Here is a 15,683-nt window from a genome sequence, read left to right as displayed (position 1 = left end):
GGGCCACGTATAATGCTGGCCTTCCACGTTTTCTTATCTCCTCCCGGGTTCCGCCGTGTCCGCCACCCCTTCATCCTCCGCCCTTTACGAATCGTCGATCACCAGCCTGCCGTTGCTCGGCCGTGGCAAGGTGCGCGAGAACTACGCTGTCGGCGACGACAAGCTGCTGATGGTCACCACCGATCGCCTCTCGGCGTTTGACGTGATTCTCGGCCAGCCGATTCCGGACAAGGGCCGTGTGCTTGCGCAGATGTCGGACTTCTGGTTCAACAAGCTGCGCCACATCGTGCCGACGCACGAGACGGGCATCGCCCCGGAAACCGTGGTGGCCCCGAATGAAGTCGACCAGGTGCGCGGCCGCGCGATCGTGGTCAAGCGCCTGAAGCCGATCCTGGTGGAAGCCGTGGTGCGCGGCTACCTGGCCGGCAGCGGCTGGAAGGATTACCAAGCGACCGGCGCCGTCTGCGGCGTGCATCTGGCCCCAGGCCTGCAGAACGCGCAAAAGCTGCCCGAGCCGATCTTCACCCCCGCCGCCAAGGCGGAGATGGGCGAGCACGACGAGAACATCTCCTTCGATGAAGTCGAGCGCCGCATCGGCCCGGACCTCGCCGCGCAGATCCGCGACGTGAGCATCCGCCTGTACAAGGAAGCCTCCGACTTTGCCGCCACGCGCGGCATCATCATTGCCGACACCAAGTTCGAGTTTGGCCTGGACGAAAACGGCACGCTCACGCTGATGGACGAGGCGCTCACCGCAGACTCGTCGCGCTTCTGGCCGGCCGATTCGTACCAGGTCGGCACGAACCCGCCGTCGTTCGACAAGCAGTTCGTGCGCGACTGGCTCGAAGCCGTGCGCATTGATGGCAAGCCGTGGCCGAAGACTGCGCCGGCACCGCAACTGCCCGCCGACGTGATCGAAAAAACCGCCGACAAGTACCGCGAGGCGCTGACCCGCCTGACCGGCGAATCCCTGCGTTAAACCGGAGCGATGACGATGACCGCACAGCAATCCGCTCCGCTCGTTGGCGTGGTGATGGGCTCCAGTTCCGACTGGGAAGTGATGCGCCACGCCGTCGACATGCTCACGCAGTTCGGCATTCCGTTCGAGGCGCAGGTCGTCTCGGCGCACCGCATGCCGGACGACATGTTCCGCTACGCCGAAGGCGCACGTGGTCGGGGTTTGCGCGCCATCATCGCCGGTGCTGGTGGGGCGGCGCATCTGCCGGGCATGATCGCCGCCAAGACGATCGTGCCGGTGTTCGGCGTGCCGGTGCCGTCCAAGTACCTGCGCGGCGAAGACTCGCTGCTCTCCATCGTGCAGATGCCCAAGGGCATTCCGGTGTCGACGTTCGCGATTGGCGAGGCCGGTGCGGCCAACGCAGCGCTGGCTGCCATCGCGACCATCGCCACCACCGACTCGGCCCTTGCCGACAAGCTCGAAGCCTTCCGCGCCCAGCAGACCGAAGTCGCGCGCGGCATGACGCTCCCCGTGCATGGCGCTTAAGTAACCTACGACCCGATTCATGGCCGACGACCTGAACCCGCGCCTGGCGCAAGCCCACACCGCGGAATCCCGCGCGCTGAACGTTCCCAACGCGATCCTGCCCGATGCCTGGCTTGGCATGCTCGGCGGCGGCCAGCTCGGCCGCATGTTCACGCACGCCGCGCAGGCGATGGGTTACAAGGTCTGCGTGCTCGACCCGGACCCGAACAGCCCCGCTGGCACCATCGCCGAGCGCCATCTCTGCGCCGGCTACACCGATGAAGCCGCATTGGCCGAGATGGCCGCGCTGTGCCCGGCCGTCACTACCGAGTTCGAGAACGTGCCCGCGCAAGCGCTCGACAAGCTTGAGCAGCTCGGCGCGTTCGTTGCGCCGCGTGCCAACTGCGTATCGATCGCGCAGAACCGCATCGCCGAGAAGAAATTCTTCGCGCTGTGTGCCGCACGCACCGGCATCCACCCCGCACCGAGCTGGGTGATCGAGCACGAAGCCGATATCGAACAACTGCCCGCCGACCTGCTGCCCGGCATCCTGAAGATTGCCCGCATGGGCTACGACGGCAAGGGCCAGGCGCGTGTCTCGACGGTGGAAGAACTGCGCGCTGCCTGGGGCGCCATGCAGCACGTGCCGTGCGTGCTGGAGAAGATGCTGCCGTTGGCGTACGAGGTGTCGGTGCTGGCCGCGCGCGGCGCCGATGGCACGACCGCCACCTGGCCGCTTGCCGAGAACGAACACCGTGACGGCATCCTGTTTTCAACGATCATGCCCTCGCGCAGCGTGTCGGACGACATTGCCACGCGCACCCGCGCCGCCGCGGCGATGGTCGCCGAAGAGATGGGCTACGTCGGCGTGCTTTGCATTGAATTCTTCGTGCTGCAGGACGGCTCGCTCGTTGCCAACGAAATGGCGCCGCGTCCGCACAATTCCGGCCACATCACCATGGACGTGTGCGAGACCAGCCAGTTCGAGCAGCAGGTGCGCGCCATGGCTCGCCTGCCGCTGGGCAGCACGCGCCAGCACTCGCCGGGCCGCATGCTCAACGTGCTCGGCGACGTGTGGTTCGAATACGGCCTGGAACGCACGCCTGCATGGCAGGAGGTCATGTGCCACAGCGGTACCAAGGTCCACCTGTACGGCAAGGCCGACGCGCGCCCCGGCCGCAAGATGGGTCACGTGAACTGCGTCGGCACCTCGCCCGAGGTCGTGGACGAGGCGTTCCGCCATGCCGCGCACGTGCTCGGCTTGCAGCCGGATTGACCGCGAGCCCCGCCATGCACAAGCCGACCACGTCCTACGTCATGCCGTCGCGCGAACGTCTCGATGAGGCGGCGCGCCGACTGGAGGCGGGTGAACTGGTCGCGTTTCCGACCGAGACGGTCTACGGCCTCGGCGCCGACGCCGAGAACCCGGAGGCGATCGCCCGGATCTACGCTGCCAAGGGGCGGCCGTCCAATCACCCGGTGATCGTTCACGTGGTCGACGGGGCCGACATTTCCTATTGGGCCGACGACGTGCCCGGCATTGCGCTGCAACTCATCGAGGCGTTCTGGCCCGGGCCCCTGACGCTGATCCTCAAACGTGCGCCACATATCCCCGCAGCGGTGGCGGGCGGGCAGGACAGCATCGGGCTGCGCTGTCCGTCGCACCCCGTGGCGCAGGCATTGCTCTCGCGCTTCAAGCGCGGCCGTGGCGGCATCGCCGCGCCGTCGGCCAACAAGTTCGGCCAGGTCAGTCCCACCACGGCACAACATGTCCGCGATGAGTTCGGCGATACCGTGTTCGTGCTCGAAGGCGACGGCGTGGACGTTGGTATCGAATCAACCATCGTCGATCTCTCCCGCCTGGACCAGGGCATGGGTCCGGTCCTGCTGCGCCCGGGCGCGATCACGCCCGAAGATATCGAACGCGTGACGGGCGAAATGCCAGCACAGCCCGATGCGGCCGCGCCGCGCGCCTCCGGTACGCTGAAGGCGCACTATGCGCCGCGCACGCCGCTGTACCTGCTCTCGGCGGCGGACGTGCCCGCGCGCGTCGCGGCGCTGCCTGCCGGCAAGCGCATTGTGTGGCTCGGAACGCCCGTGGCGTTGCCCGCCGGCTGCGACCAGCGCCAGGCCCCAGCCACGCCCGCCGCATACGCGAACGCGCTGTATGCGTTGCTCCGCGAACTCGACCGTGGCGGATACGACGCCATCTGGGTAGAAACCCTAGCCGATATCCCCGCATGGGCGGCCGTCAACGACCGCCTGCGTCGCGCTGCCGCCGCGTTCGAAGCCGGCCTCTAATTCTTCCGGGGCGTGCGGCCGCCGTGCGCCCGCCAACATCGCTACACTTGGGCCTTGTGTCGTTCGGCGTGCTTTAAACGTGCGCGGCGGGTTGACGAACCGCGACACCACACATCAAGAAGAATTCCATACGGGAGACAGACTATGAAGTTGCGTCAATGGATGGGCGTCGCATCGGCGGCCCTGGTGTTGGGCCTCAGCGCTTGCGGCGGCGAATCCGACCAGAGCGGTAACGCCAGCGTTGCGAAGGTGCAGCGCATGGTGGTGTTCGGCGATAGCCTGAGCGACGCCGGCACCTACACGCCGGTGGCGCAAGCCGTGGGTGGCGGCAAGTTCACCACCAACCCGGGCCCGATCTGGGCGGAGACCGTGGCATCGCAACTCGGCGTGGCGCTCACGCCGGCCGTGATGGGCTATGCGAACCAGGTACAGACCTGCCCGAAACCCGGCTGCTTCGACTACGCGCAAGGCGGCTCCCGCGTGACCGACCCGAACGGTATCGGTCACAACGGCGGCGCGGGCGCACTGACTTACCCGGTTCAGCAGCAGCTTGCCAATTTCTATGCGGCCAGCAACAACACCTTCAACGGGAATAACGACCTGGTGTTCGTGTTCGGCGGCAACAACGACATCTTCTATTGGGCTGCCGCGGTGGCGACGCCCAATTCGGGTGTGACGCCGGCGATCGCGACGGCACAGGTCCAGCAGGCGGCCACCGATCTGGTCGGCTATGTGAAGGACATGATCAGCAAGAACGCGACGCAGCTGTACGTGTTCAACCTGCCGGATAGCAGCCTGACGCCCCAGGGCGTGGCAGGTGGCGCAACAGGGCAGGCGCTTCTGCATTCGCTGGTCGGCACGTTCAACACCACGCTGCAGAACGGCCTGGCGGGTACGACCGCACGCGTGATCGACTTCAATTCGCAACTGACGGCGGTGATCCAGAACGGCGCTTCGTTCGGCTTCGCGAACACGAGCACGCCGGCTTGCGATGCGACCAAGATCGACGCGCTGGTGCCGAGTGCAAACGGAAGCTCGCTGTTCTGCTCGGCCAACACGCTGGTGGCCACGGGCTCGGACCTGTCCTATCTGTTTGCCGACGGCGTGCACCCGACCACCGGTGGCCACCGCCTGATTGCAAGCAATGTGCTGCAGCGCCTGCTTGCAGACAATCTGGTGCACTGATTCTCGGCGTTGCACCTGGTAAAGCGCCCGCGTGAAGCGGGCGTTTTCGTTTGTGGCGGAAGCGCTCGACCGGCGCTACGGCAGTTCCGTCCTCACGGCAGCCAGGCAGAGCGTGACAGAGGACAGGCGCGTCATGCGAGTGCGCTCGCGAGTTGCTGCACGGCAAACCGGTACACCGCATCGACATCGTTCAGATCCAGCACGGTGACGCCCGCAGGCACCGGCACGGCTTCGGGTGCATCAGTCGCTACGGCCACCACGCCACCGATTTCCGGCCACAGCGGCGCCCGGCCCAGCGATGGGCGGAAGACCTCGATCTTCGGAAAGCTGCTGCGCTTGTAGCCTTCCACGATGACGAGGTCGGTCTCGGGTGAGAGCAGTGCCAGCACATCGTCCAGTTCTGGCTCGCGAGCGTGGGCGTATTCGCGCATCAGTACCAGGCGCTCGCCGCCGACCAGTACGACCTCGGCGCTGCCCGCCTCGCGCATGCGGTACGAGTCCTTGCCGGGCGAATCGAGATCGAAGCCGTGGTGCGTATGCTTGATGGCCGCTACGCGGCGCCCGTCGCGCACGAAACGGGCGATGAGCTGTTCCGTCAGTGTCGTCTTGCCGCTACCCGACGTTCCGGTGATGCCCAGCAGTGCTTTGCGCGCGCTCATCGCGGCGCCCCCTGGTAGATCCACTGCAGCAGCGCGTCATGCGCGGCCTGGCCGGCGCTCGCGTTCGGGTGGTTGATCATGCTGACCACCACGAAGCGCTCGCCGTTTTCGCCTTCGACGTAGCCGGCGATGGCGCGTACGTCATTCAGCGTGCCGGTCTTGATTTCCGCGTTGCCGGCAATGCCCGCGCGCGTGAGGCGATTGCGCATGGTGCCGTCCACACCCACCACGGGCAAGGCATCGCGCAGGACGCCGCTGTTTGGGTTGGCATCAGCCTGTTGCAGCAGGCGCCCCATGTTGCGCGCGCTGATGCGCTCGATGCGCGACAGGCCCGAGCCGTTCTCGAGCACCAGTTCCGGCATCGCCAGATTCTGCTTGGCGAGCCAGCGGTTGATGACATCGGTCGTCTGCTGCACCGACGCGGGCTTGCGGCCGACCTCCGCGCCGATGGTCAGGAATAGCTGGCGCGCCATCACATTGTTCGAATACTTGTCGATGTCGTGAACGACTTCCGCCAGCGTCGGGCCGTAGTGCGTGGCCAGCAGCACGGCGCGCCTTGGCACCTTGCCCTCGCGCAAGCCGGGGGTGAAGCGCACGGTGCCGCCGGCTTGCTGCCACAGGGCCAGAAAGCCCCCCCAGATGAAGTCGGCATGCGTGAGCGCCGCGATGTTGAAGACGCGCTCGCCGCATGCGGCGGCATAGCGGCCGTCAAAACTCGCCAGCACGTGGCCGTCGGTCTGCGTCGTGATGTTGGGGTCGGACGCGGTCTTCCAATTGCCACAGCCGCCGTGCGTGACGCGCAGCCGATTGTCGATCTGCAATTGCGCCAGCGGCGGCGACACGTCGATGTTGACCGCACCGTGGCCCGCATCCGGCGCAAGCGTGAACGTGAGCGTCTTGAACGAATACAGCAGCGCATCGGGCGCGACGTTGTAGGCGCGCGCGCTGTCACCGTCGAGCGGCGGCGCTTCGGACAGGCCGTCCTCGAAGTACGTTCGGTCCAGGACGATGTTGCCGGCAAGTTCGTCCACGCCCGCACGGCGTACGTCGTTCACCAGCTTGATGAGCTCTTCGGGAACCAGCTTGGGATCGCCCTGGCCGCGCAGGTAGAGGTTGCCGCTCAGCGTGCCGTTCAGGGGCTCGTTATCGGCGTAGGCGGAGGTCTTCCAGCGGAAATCCGGCCCGAGGAGATCCAGCCCCGCAAAGGTGGTCAGCAACTTCATGGTCGATGCGGGGTTCATGCCGACATCCGCATTCCATTCCAGGATGGGCGTGGCGCTGCCGGTGCGGACCACGAACACGCTCACCGCGTCGAGCGGGATATGCGCGCGTGCAAACGCCAGTGCAACGTTGGCCGGCAACCCGGCCGGGTTGAGCGCCGCCTGACGGACCTGCGCCGCCGTGGCGTGCGGGGCAGCATGGGCAGCATGTGCCTTGACTTTCCTGGCGTGGGCCAGGGGGGTGACCCCAACGGTGAGCAGCATCGCGCAGGCAAGGGCGCTGCGCGACAGGTTGAGCAAACGGGTAAGACGAATTCGGGCCATCGGCAGGAGCAGAGAAGGGCGCACACGCGTACGCCGAGTGCGGACGCAGGCATGTTAACGCAGCGGCCGGGTCCTCCGGCCGACAAGCACCCGGATGTTCGCTGCCCAATTCCCTGAGTAGCCCGCCCCGTGTGGCGGCGGGCCTACGTATTGAGGCCGATGCGCTTGCGCATCGCCGCGGTGACGGATTGGCGGGTGTGGGAGCCATCGGCCCACGGGTCGCCATCGGGTGTCGCCAGGCGGTCCGGCAGCGTCCGCAGCGTCCATTGAGACGCCGATTGCAGCCCTGCCAGTTCGTCCCGGCGGATCGGCACGGAGACCGGCAACCCGACCCGCGCGCGTACCGAATAGGCGGCCACCGTACTCGCGCCGCGATTGTTGCGCAGGTAGTCGATGAAGATCTTCCCGACGCGGTTCTGCGGGCCCATCTTGGCGACGAAGCGGTCGGGGAACGTCTTGGCCATGTGCTGCACGACCGCCTGCGCGAACGTCTTGAGCGCTTCCCAGCCGGCCGATTCGCGGCGCGCAAGCGGCACGACGACGTGCAGGCCGTGGCCGCCGCTCGTTTTGAGGAGCCCTTGCAGACCCAGTTCGTCGAGCATCGCGAGCATGAGCTGGGTGGCTTCGATCACGCGGGCAAACGGCAGCGCCGGGTCGGGATCGATATCGAACACGATGCGGTCGGGTTGTTCGATGCGGTCGGCCAGCGCATTCCATGTATGGAATTCCACTGTGCCCATCTGCACGGCGCCGACCAGGGCCTCGGGCGAGTCGATGGCCAGCAGCGACGGATGCCCCGGGTCCAGCGACGGATCGAGTTGCGTGATGCCTTGCAGTTTGGGGGCGGCCGAGTGCTTCTGGAAGAAGCGCTCGCCATCAATGCCATCAGGGGCGCGCACGAGGGAGACGGGGCGATTGCGCAGGTGCGGCAGCATCCATTCCGCCACGCTCGCGTAGTAGCGTGCAAGATCCGCCTTGTCGGTGCCGCTGGCCTTTTCGATGATGCGGTCCGGGTGCGTGATGTCCACACCGGCGATGCGTTCCGCACCCGGGCGTTCCTTGCGCCCGGGCTGACGTTGCAAGATCTGGGGGGGCGGGCGCGTTCACGGTGCGATGCTCCTTGCGGGCGGCGGCGCGGGGCTGCCTGGCAGTCTCGCGCACGATGCTGCGCGCAGGCTTGTCGTCGCGCAAGCCCCGGAACACCGCTTGACGCACGATGCCCTCGCGGGTCCATTCCGCGAAGGCGATCTCCGCCACGCGCTCGGGCCGGACCCATTGCACGTCGCGTGCGTCGGCGCCGGTGGGCGGGTTGGCAAACGGCGGCGTAGCCGTGCTCAGGCCACCGAGATCATCGTGCAGCGCGCGCAGGCTGGTCTCGTTGAAGCCGGTGCCCACGCGGCCCGCATACCGCAGCGCGCCGGCATCGTCATACACGCCGAGCAACAGGGCGCCAAAGCCGCTGCGGCTGCCCTTGGGAGCGCTGTATCCGCCAATCACGAACTCCTGGCGCTGCCCACACTTGAGCTTGATCCACGCGGGGCCGCGGCCCGACCGATATGGCGCATCGGACCGTTTGCCGATCACGCCCTCGAGCGCCATGCTGCACGCCGAGGCGAGCAGGTCGTCTGGCGCCGCGTTGAACGTCCCGGAGAAGAGTACGGCGTCGCGCTCCAGATCACCCGGTGCGGCGTCGAGAATGCGCTGCAGCAGCGCGCGCCGCTCGCGCAAGGGCACGCCGCGCAGGTCCATGCCGTTGCAGAACGGGATGTCGAACAGGAAGTAGGCGATCTGTTCGGCATGCGCGGTTTCGAAGGCGTTCTGGAGCGCCTGGAAGTCGGGCACGCCGCGCTCGCCCATCACGACGGCCTCGCCGTCCAGCCAGGCTTCCCGCAGGCCGAGTGCATGCAGCGTGCGCGCCTGGCGCGGCAGCTTGGCGGTCCAGTCGCGGCCGTTGCGGCTGAAGAGGCGGATCGTGCCGCCGTCAATGCGCGCGAGGATGCGGTAGCCGTCGAACTTGACTTCGTAGTCCCACTCGCCGCTCGCGGGCGGTGCATCGACGAGCGTGGCCAACTGCGGCTCGAGGGTTCGCGGCAGCGCGGCCGGCGTGGCGCCGTCCGGCGGGAGGACCGTCGCTTCTGTTTCGCGGCGGGCGCTCACGGTGCGGTTGCGCCTGCCCTTGTCCCGTGGGCCCGTGCCGACGTTTTCCCCGCTGATGACGCTGGCAGGCAGTGCTTGCGTCACGTCGTAGTCGCTCGATGGGCGGACCGCGTCGTCGCGTTCCTTGATGAGGAGCCACTGCTCCTTCGCCTGCCGGCCGCTGTTGCGCAAGTGCGTGCGGACCAGCGCCCAGGCGCCGTGCAGCTTTTCACCGTCGAGCTCGAATTTGAGCTTGCCCTCGCGGTATGCCTGGCGCGGGTCGCCGTGCGGATGCCATGTGCCACGATCCCACACGATCACATCGCCGCCGCCGTACTGGCCCTCGGGGATATGGCCCTCGAAATCGGCGTAGTCGAGCGGATGGTCTTCCACGTGTACGGCCAGCCGCTTGTCTGCGGGGTCGAGGCTCGGACCCTTCGGCACGGCCCAGCTCTTGAGCGTGCCGTCGAGCTCGAGCCGGAAGTCATAGTGCAGGCGCGTGGCGTCGTGCTTCTGGATCACGAAACGCAGCGTGCCGTTGGCGCGGCGTTCGTCCGTCCTGCGGCGCGCGCCGGCTGGTTCCTGCGTCCGGGTGAAATCGCGCTTGTGGCGATAGTCGGCGAGATGGCGGGGCATGGCGTCGGCTCCTGCGGGTTATGCGCGCCTGCGGGCGGCCGTCTTCCGCGCCGTGCTGGTGGCGGTCTTGCGTGACGCACGCTTGCGCGGAGCGGGCGCGTCCTCCTGCGCCGCGTCGTCGGTCGATGCGCCTTTGCCCCTGCCGCGGCGCGCGAGACTCTGGCGCAGCAGGTCGGTCAGGTCGATCACGTTGTCGGTGCGCGGGGCGGCGTGTTCGGTCTCCATCGGCTCGACGGACTCCGTGCGGCCCTCGCGCACCTTGCGATCGACGAGCGCGAGGATGTCATCGCGAAACGTGTCGTGATACGCCGCAGGGTTCCATGTGCCGCTCATGTCGTCGACCAGCTTTTCGGCCATGCCGATTTCCCGGGCCGTGAGCTTGGCCGCCTTGGCGCCCTCGGCAGGCAGGTCGAGTTCCGACCAGTCGCGCACTTCGCTGGACCAGCGCAGCGTATGCAGTACGAGCACCGGCCCCATTGGAATCAGCGCGGCCAGATGCTGCTTGGTGTGCAGCACCACGTTGGCCACGCCAATCTTCCGAGAACGCGCCATCGCCTCGCGCAGCAGCGCATAGACCTTCTCGCCGCGCCGGTCGGGCGCAAGAAAGTACGGCGTATCGAGGTAGAGAAACGGGATCTCCGCCGCGTCCACGAAAGTGAGCAGATCGACCGTCTGGGTGGACGCCGGATTGGCGGCGCGGATGTCCTCGTCGGTGAGGATGACGTAGCGGTCCTTCTCGTAGGCGAACCCGCGGACGATCTGCTCGCGCGGCACTTCCTTGCCGGTGGCCTTGTTGACGCGCTTGTAGCCAACGCGGTCCATGGTGCGGCGGTCGAGCCAGTCGAAGTCGAGGTCGTCGCTGCGGGTGGCCGGATACAGCGCGACGGGAATATGGACGAGGCCGAAGCTCACGGCGCCCTTCCAGATGACGCGGGGCATGGCGGAACTCCCAGATGCGGTGGATGCCACGGCGGTGACGCAAGCGGCATACCCGCCCGCCATGCGTGCGGCGCTGCACGATGCGCCTGCTGGCGTCATACGTTCTTCAGCATGGCGCGGTAGCATGGTGCCTTTGCGGCGCGACAGATGGCGCCGCGCGTGCCTTTCTCAGCAGTTCCCCATGTCTTCCGATCTCGTCCAACCTGCCGGTGCCCTGCAGCGACGCCGGCTTCCCCTATCGGCCCGCGCGGCCACGATGGCGCTCTTTTTCGTCAATGGTGCAACGTTTGCGACCTGGGGTATCCACATTCCGACGGTGAAGGCGCGCTTCGGGTTGTCCGAGGCGTCGCTGTCGCTGGCGATGTTCATGGTGGCGGCCGGCGCCATTGTCGCGATGAAGTTTGCGGGCCGCTGGGCCGCCCGTGTTGGCACGCGGCGCGCGAGCATGCAGGGCGGCATTGCGTTCGGCATCGTCACCGCGCTGATCATGCTGATGCCCAGCTACCCGGCGCTGCTGGCGGTGCTGCTCTTGTTCGGGATCTCCAACGCGGGATTCGACGTGGCCATCAATGCGCAGGCTGCCACGGTAGAGGCCAACCACCACAAGCCGATCATCTCGTCACTGCACGGCATGTTCAGCCTGGGCGGCATGACGGGCGCTGCGGTGGGGGGCGTGCTGCTGGAATGGGGCGTCCCGCCGGCCATGCATTGCGCCGGCATGGCGCTCGTCACGATGGCCACGGCGTTGTGCGCGGGGCCGTACATGCTGCCCGATCACGTACACGCAGAAGGCGAACCCGCGCACCCCACCACGGGGCGCACGCTGTTCGTGCTGGGGCTGCTTGCATTCTTCGGCCTGGTGGGTGAAGGCGCGATGTACGACTGGACCACCGTCTACATGCGTGAGATCGCACAGTCGCCAGAAGCCATCGCCAGCGCCGGCTATGCGGCGTTCTCGGGCGGCATGGCGCTCGCCCGCTTCGGAGGGGATGTCGCGCGCGGGCGCTGGGGCAACATGCGCGTGCTCGGCGCCAGCGGTGGGCTGGCCACGGGCGGCATCCTGCTGGCCCTGTTCTGGCCGGCGCCGGCTGCCGCGCTCGTGGGTTTCGCGCTGATGGGCGTGGGCGCGGCGAACATGGTGCCAATCTTTTTCATCACCGCTTCGCGCCTGCCGGGCGTGCCCGCCGCGGAAGGCATTGCGGCGGTGGCACGCTTCGCCTACGTGGGCCTGCTGATCGGTCCCGTCGTCATCGGCCTGATTGCGCACCGGTCCGACCTGCGCTGGGGTCTGTCGGTCGTGGCGTTGACGATGGCACTGATTGCCGTGGCAGGGCCGGGCGCGATCCGTCCGAGGAGCGGGTCCGGGAAGCTTCACTGATCTGTCTCAATCTGCCTAAAAAATATGCAGTTCCTGTGCGTTGACTTTCCTCGGCGCATGCCATAGCTTACGGGCAGGAGAGGGGTTTCCCGGCGCTGCGGCCAGGGCCATCGAGCGGTGGCTGCATCGGGATACGTTCAAAAATGAGGCTGCACCATCAGCCCAAACGATCCATAGGAAAGGAGCTTCAGATGCCGTACAAACGTCTCAATCTCGTGGCAGCGGTCGCTGTCGTGGCTGCCGTCAGCGGCATGGCCCACGCACAGACCGACAAGAAGTTCGACCCCTACACGCAGGGCGCCAAGGCCGGCGAGAAGTTCGACCCGTACACCCAAGGCGCCAAGGCCGGCGAGAAGTTCGATCCGTACACGCAAGGCGCGAACAAGAAGTTCGACCCGTACACGCAAGGTGCCGACAGCACGGCCAACGCGCTCAACCCGGGCGCCCAGCCGGCCAACGTTACGCAGGGCAAATACGATCCATACACGCAGGGTGCCAAGGCGGGCGAAAAGTTCGACCCGTACACCCAGGGCGCCAAGGCCGGGGAAAAGTTCGATCCCTACAGCCAGGGTGCCAACAGCAAGGGTCAGAACAAGCAGTAAGCCCGTGTTAAGGACCGTAAAGACGCTGATGCATCGCCAGATGCATCGGCGTTTTTCTTTGTGGACGCTGGTTGCCTGGCTCGTTGCGGGGGCGGCAGGGCTCGCCTTGCCCGCGCGTGCGGCCGGCCTGTGCACGGCCTCTTGGGTACATGACGGCAGCCAGGTGCGGCTGGACGGCAACGGCAAGACGCCGATGATCGTCGAGTTCAAGCTGCACGACGTCAATCGGGACATCCAGGACGGCTGCGAGATCGGGCTGCGTATCGACGCGAAGTCGGGCCTCGTCGCGCTCGGCGGCAGACCGATCGAGACGGTGCAGGAGCATCAACTGCTGGTGGACGAGGCCGGTGTGGTCACGCGCATCGTCAGCATCAATGGCCGCGTGTTTGCGCAAAGCGAACACGCCGATCTGATTGGCACCGTGAGCACCGCCATTTCCGGCATGTTCCTCTACGGCGCCGGTCTGGCCCCCGAGGCGCACACGCTGCCCGGCGACACCTACGAATCCAGCTTCGACTTCGACGTGGTGTCCCCACGTCTGGGGATCTCGGTGGGCCGCATGCGCGCCGAGCATGCCAAGGTGGAAGTGTCGGAGCGGGAGGTGGGTCCGCCGCAACCGATGAACACGGCGGTGGGGGTTCTGCAATGTCGGCCGATCCGGTACACGCGCACGGCCACGCTGGGCGTGTTGCGTCTGGGCGACGAGTCGCTCGAGCCTGCCCCGACCGTGGCCCGCATTACCGACTGGTTCTGCCCCGAAGCTGGCGTGGTGATGCGCCAGGAGGTCGAGCAGCACGGCCAGACGGAAGTGATCGACGTGGTCGATCTGAAGCGCTGAGCGCGCGGGCCTCCGGCAGGACGATCACTCGACCCTGCCGTCGAAGCGGTAGACGCGCGCAACCGTGAAGGCAGCGTCTGGCGCGGCCTGGGTGAACAGTGCGACGTGGTCGATCGACAGGGTAGGCGGCAGCGCGGCGTTGGCGGCCTCCAGGGCGCGGTAGCAGGCGAGCTGCTCGCCGTGGGCCAGTTTGCCGGTGAGCGTGATGTGGAAGGTGAACGTGTCGAACACGTACGGATATCCCCAGTGCTGGAGATGACGCTCCTGTGCGGGCGACAGGCCTGCATGGCGTCGGCGCGCAAGTTCGCTGGGCGGTGGCGGGGCACGGAAGGTGTCGAACTCCCGCACGCAGGCATCGGCGAAGGCGTGAAGGGCGTCGCGGGCCGGATCGCCGTGGCGCAGGCGCCACGCGAGGAAGCCCCGCAGCGTTTGCAGTACCGGTTCGATCGTGAGCGGGCGATGCTGCACCGCAAACCGGCGCAGGGCGGCATCCAGCGCATCCACGGTGTGCGTGCCGGCCAGGCGAAAGGGCGGCTTCAGGGTGGCGTGGAGGCCGTAGTGGCGGGGCGCTTCCGTCCAGCGGTCGAGCGTGGCGATATCGACACCCGCGTCGCGGGCCAGCGGCTGGCGGTGTTCGGAAGCGATGGCTTCATTGCGCCGCGCACAGCGGCCGAGCCAGCGCGTGCCGAGTGCGTACCACGGCTCCGGCGGCAGCAGGTAGAGCGCATACCGCCAGGCGTTTGGCAGCGGTGCCTGCAGATCGCTCATGTCAGCCGTCAGCCGATGAACGGCAGTTGGGCCGTTGCGTGGCGCAGCCGGCCGCCCACCACGGCAGCCACCACGCGCGGCAGCCCAGGGCGGCGGTCATCCACCACGATGGCATCGGCGCGCAGGCCGTCGGCGAGCCGGCCGCGGTCGGCCAGGCCCGCTGCTTCGGCGGGGTTGGCGGCCACCAGCGCCCATGCCTGCGCCAGCGGCACGATGCCGCGTTCGGCCAGCGTGAACGGGGCGGCCAGCAAGGCGGGGTAGTAGTAATCCGACGCCAAGACGGTGCCCAAACCGGCCTCGACCATGGCGGTTGCATCGGGCGCCCCGTGATGGCTGCCGCCGCGTACCACGTTGGGGGCGCCAAAGACGACATGTCCGCCGTGCGCCCGCGCTGCGCGGGCTACCGCATCGGTCAGCGGGAATTCCGTCACCGTGCAGCCGTGTGCGTGGAATGCGTTGCGCGTGTCCACATCCGGTTCGTCATGTGAGGCCATGGGGATGCCGTATCGGCGGGCCGCCTGCGCGAGCGTGGCGGTCACATCGTCGAGCTGGCCGGCATGGGCTGCGGCTGCATTCAGCCGGGCAAGGAAGCCATCGACATCGCATTCGGCGCGGTCGGCGTATTGCGCGAGCTTGCGTGCATCGCCGAGCTTGTCACGCATCATGGGCAGGTGGTCATTGAACGACAGGAACTGTACCCGGCCCGCCTGCATCCAGGCCAGTGCGTTGGCCACGCCGTCTGCGTGGTGCAGCCTGTAGCGCAGGTGCATCCGATGTTCGGCGCCAAGGTGGGGGCGCATGGCGTCGAGCGTGTCGAGCATGCGCAGGGCATAGGCCTCACCGCGCAGGCCGCCCTCCCACGAATACGTCACGCCGTGGAATTCAGTGGTGATGCCGCTGGCCAGCAGCTGGCCGTCCACGTCGGCCAGCGCAGTCTCGTACGGGAAGGCGACGCCAGGCCGAGGCATGACGGCGCGCTCGAATGCATCGCCGTGCAGGTCCACGATGCCGGGCAGCACCAGGAGATCTCCGCAGTCGAGCATGCCACGAGTGGTGCTGGAATCACACGCGACGATGTGCCCATCGCGAAATTGCACGGCGGCCTCTGCGAGCCCTTCGGCCAGCAAGGTGCGGCGCGAGATGAGGCCGGCAATGTGGCCGACACAAGACGAAAACGATTGCATGTGGCGAATAGGAGTGAGCCCGGGCGCGCA

Annotated in this window: 13 protein-coding genes and 1 pseudogene; 8 read left to right on the top strand and 6 right to left on the bottom strand. The window is 67.3% G+C overall.

Annotation, left to right across the window (positions count from 1 at the left end):
- Positions 1 to 55 precede the first annotated feature (55 nt).
- The 5 genes from R2N03_RS15520 to R2N03_RS15500 all read left to right on the top strand — a co-directional run bounded on the left by R2N03_RS15520 (position 56) and on the right by R2N03_RS15500 (position 4,969).
- Positions 56 to 979 carry a phosphoribosylaminoimidazolesuccinocarboxamide synthase gene (locus R2N03_RS15520; protein WP_232042063.1) on the top strand — a complete coding sequence of 308 codons (924 nt, stop codon included), beginning with the start codon at positions 56 to 58 and terminating at the stop codon, positions 977 to 979.
- A 15-nt stretch (positions 980 to 994) separates the two neighbouring features.
- Positions 995 to 1,504: a 5-(carboxyamino)imidazole ribonucleotide mutase gene (gene purE, locus R2N03_RS15515; protein WP_232042064.1), complete on the top strand. Its 510-nt coding sequence runs from the start codon at positions 995 to 997 to the stop codon at positions 1,502 to 1,504.
- A 19-nt stretch (positions 1,505 to 1,523) separates the two neighbouring features.
- Positions 1,524 to 2,759, top strand: a complete 1,236-nt coding sequence (locus R2N03_RS15510) for a 5-(carboxyamino)imidazole ribonucleotide synthase (RefSeq protein ID WP_316658544.1) — start codon at positions 1,524 to 1,526, stop codon at positions 2,757 to 2,759.
- A gap of 14 nt (positions 2,760 to 2,773) precedes the next feature.
- Positions 2,774 to 3,784, top strand: coding sequence for an L-threonylcarbamoyladenylate synthase (locus R2N03_RS15505; RefSeq protein ID WP_316658543.1), 1,011 nt, complete (start codon positions 2,774 to 2,776; stop codon positions 3,782 to 3,784).
- A 144-nt stretch (positions 3,785 to 3,928) separates the two neighbouring features.
- Positions 3,929 to 4,969 carry an SGNH/GDSL hydrolase family protein gene (locus R2N03_RS15500; RefSeq protein ID WP_316658541.1) on the top strand — a complete coding sequence of 347 codons (1,041 nt, stop codon included), beginning with the start codon at positions 3,929 to 3,931 and terminating at the stop codon, positions 4,967 to 4,969.
- Between the two features lie 131 nt (positions 4,970 to 5,100).
- Here the strand turns inward: R2N03_RS15500 and mobB are convergent, their stop codons facing one another.
- The 4 genes and pseudogenes from mobB to ku all read right to left on the bottom strand — a co-directional run bounded on the left by mobB (position 5,101) and on the right by ku (position 10,883).
- On the bottom strand, positions 5,101 to 5,628 hold the full coding sequence (gene mobB, locus R2N03_RS15495) for a molybdopterin-guanine dinucleotide biosynthesis protein B (RefSeq protein WP_316658540.1): 528 nt from the start codon (positions 5,626 to 5,628) through the stop codon (positions 5,101 to 5,103).
- On the bottom strand, positions 5,625 to 7,172 hold the full coding sequence (gene dacB, locus R2N03_RS15490) for a D-alanyl-D-alanine carboxypeptidase/D-alanyl-D-alanine endopeptidase (RefSeq protein WP_316658538.1): 1,548 nt from the start codon (positions 7,170 to 7,172) through the stop codon (positions 5,625 to 5,627). Before dacB ends, mobB begins: the two co-directional genes overlap by 4 nt.
- A 143-nt stretch (positions 7,173 to 7,315) precedes the next feature.
- Positions 7,316 to 9,944, bottom strand: a pseudogene (gene ligD / locus R2N03_RS15480) (DNA ligase D).
- An 18-nt stretch (positions 9,945 to 9,962) separates the two neighbouring features.
- Complete coding sequence (gene ku, locus R2N03_RS15475) at positions 9,963 to 10,883, bottom strand: non-homologous end joining protein Ku (RefSeq protein ID WP_316658535.1); 921 nt, start codon at positions 10,881 to 10,883, stop codon at positions 9,963 to 9,965.
- Between the two features lie 181 nt (positions 10,884 to 11,064).
- Between ku and R2N03_RS15470 the strand changes: the two genes are divergently transcribed.
- The 3 genes from R2N03_RS15470 (at position 11,065) to R2N03_RS15460 (ending at position 13,701) form a co-directional block, all read left to right on the top strand.
- The gene (locus tag R2N03_RS15470) at positions 11,065 to 12,261 is read left to right on the top strand and encodes an MFS transporter (protein WP_316658534.1); all 1,197 of its coding nucleotides are present in this window, start codon (positions 11,065 to 11,067) and stop codon (positions 12,259 to 12,261) included.
- A 191-nt stretch (positions 12,262 to 12,452) separates the two neighbouring features.
- Positions 12,453 to 12,863: a hypothetical protein gene (locus R2N03_RS15465; RefSeq protein WP_316658533.1), complete on the top strand. Its 411-nt coding sequence runs from the start codon at positions 12,453 to 12,455 to the stop codon at positions 12,861 to 12,863.
- Positions 12,864 to 12,903: 40 nt separating this feature from the next.
- Complete coding sequence (locus R2N03_RS15460; RefSeq protein ID WP_428984418.1) at positions 12,904 to 13,701, top strand: hypothetical protein; 798 nt, start codon at positions 12,904 to 12,906, stop codon at positions 13,699 to 13,701.
- 24 nt (positions 13,702 to 13,725) lie between these two features.
- On the opposite strand, the gene R2N03_RS15455 is transcribed toward R2N03_RS15460, so the two are convergent.
- Both R2N03_RS15455 and R2N03_RS15450 read right to left on the bottom strand, forming a co-directional pair.
- On the bottom strand, positions 13,726 to 14,469 hold the full coding sequence (locus R2N03_RS15455) for a DUF1045 domain-containing protein (RefSeq protein WP_316658532.1): 744 nt from the start codon (positions 14,467 to 14,469) through the stop codon (positions 13,726 to 13,728).
- Between the two features lie 8 nt (positions 14,470 to 14,477).
- Positions 14,478 to 15,653, bottom strand: coding sequence for an alpha-D-ribose 1-methylphosphonate 5-triphosphate diphosphatase (locus tag R2N03_RS15450; protein WP_316658531.1), 1,176 nt, complete (start codon positions 15,651 to 15,653; stop codon positions 14,478 to 14,480).
- Between the last annotated feature and the right edge of the window lie 30 nt (positions 15,654 to 15,683).

The sequence above is a fragment of the Ralstonia condita genome, from assembly GCF_958405655.1.
GTDB lineage: Bacteria > Pseudomonadota > Gammaproteobacteria > Burkholderiales > Burkholderiaceae > Ralstonia > Ralstonia condita.
This window is presented reverse-complemented; position numbering and strand designations above follow the sequence as displayed.

What these genes read in the sequence shown, in the direction of transcription:
- purE (WP_232042064.1), top strand. Translation starts at nt 995, where the DNA reads ATGACCGCACAGCAATCCGCTCCGCTCGTTGGCGTGGTGATGGGCTCC.
- R2N03_RS15510 (WP_316658544.1), top strand. Translation starts at nt 1,524, where the DNA reads ATGGCCGACGACCTGAACCCGCGCCTGGCGCAAGCCCACACCGCGGAA.
- R2N03_RS15505 (WP_316658543.1), top strand. Translation starts at nt 2,774, where the DNA reads ATGCACAAGCCGACCACGTCCTACGTCATGCCGTCGCGCGAACGTCTC.
- R2N03_RS15500 (WP_316658541.1), top strand. Translation starts at nt 3,929, where the DNA reads ATGAAGTTGCGTCAATGGATGGGCGTCGCATCGGCGGCCCTGGTGTTG.
- mobB (WP_316658540.1), bottom strand. Translation starts at nt 5,628, where the DNA reads ATGAGCGCGCGCAAAGCACTGCTGGGCATCACCGGAACGTCGGGTAGC.
- dacB (WP_316658538.1), bottom strand. Translation starts at nt 7,172, where the DNA reads ATGGCCCGAATTCGTCTTACCCGTTTGCTCAACCTGTCGCGCAGCGCC.
- ku (WP_316658535.1), bottom strand. Translation starts at nt 10,883, where the DNA reads ATGCCCCGCGTCATCTGGAAGGGCGCCGTGAGCTTCGGCCTCGTCCAT.
- R2N03_RS15470 (WP_316658534.1), top strand. Translation starts at nt 11,065, where the DNA reads ATGTCTTCCGATCTCGTCCAACCTGCCGGTGCCCTGCAGCGACGCCGG.
- R2N03_RS15465 (WP_316658533.1), top strand. Translation starts at nt 12,453, where the DNA reads ATGCCGTACAAACGTCTCAATCTCGTGGCAGCGGTCGCTGTCGTGGCT.
- R2N03_RS15460 (WP_428984418.1), top strand. Translation starts at nt 12,904, where the DNA reads ATGCATCGGCGTTTTTCTTTGTGGACGCTGGTTGCCTGGCTCGTTGCG.
- R2N03_RS15455 (WP_316658532.1), bottom strand. Translation starts at nt 14,469, where the DNA reads ATGAGCGATCTGCAGGCACCGCTGCCAAACGCCTGGCGGTATGCGCTC.
- R2N03_RS15450 (WP_316658531.1), bottom strand. Translation starts at nt 15,653, where the DNA reads ATGCAATCGTTTTCGTCTTGTGTCGGCCACATTGCCGGCCTCATCTCG.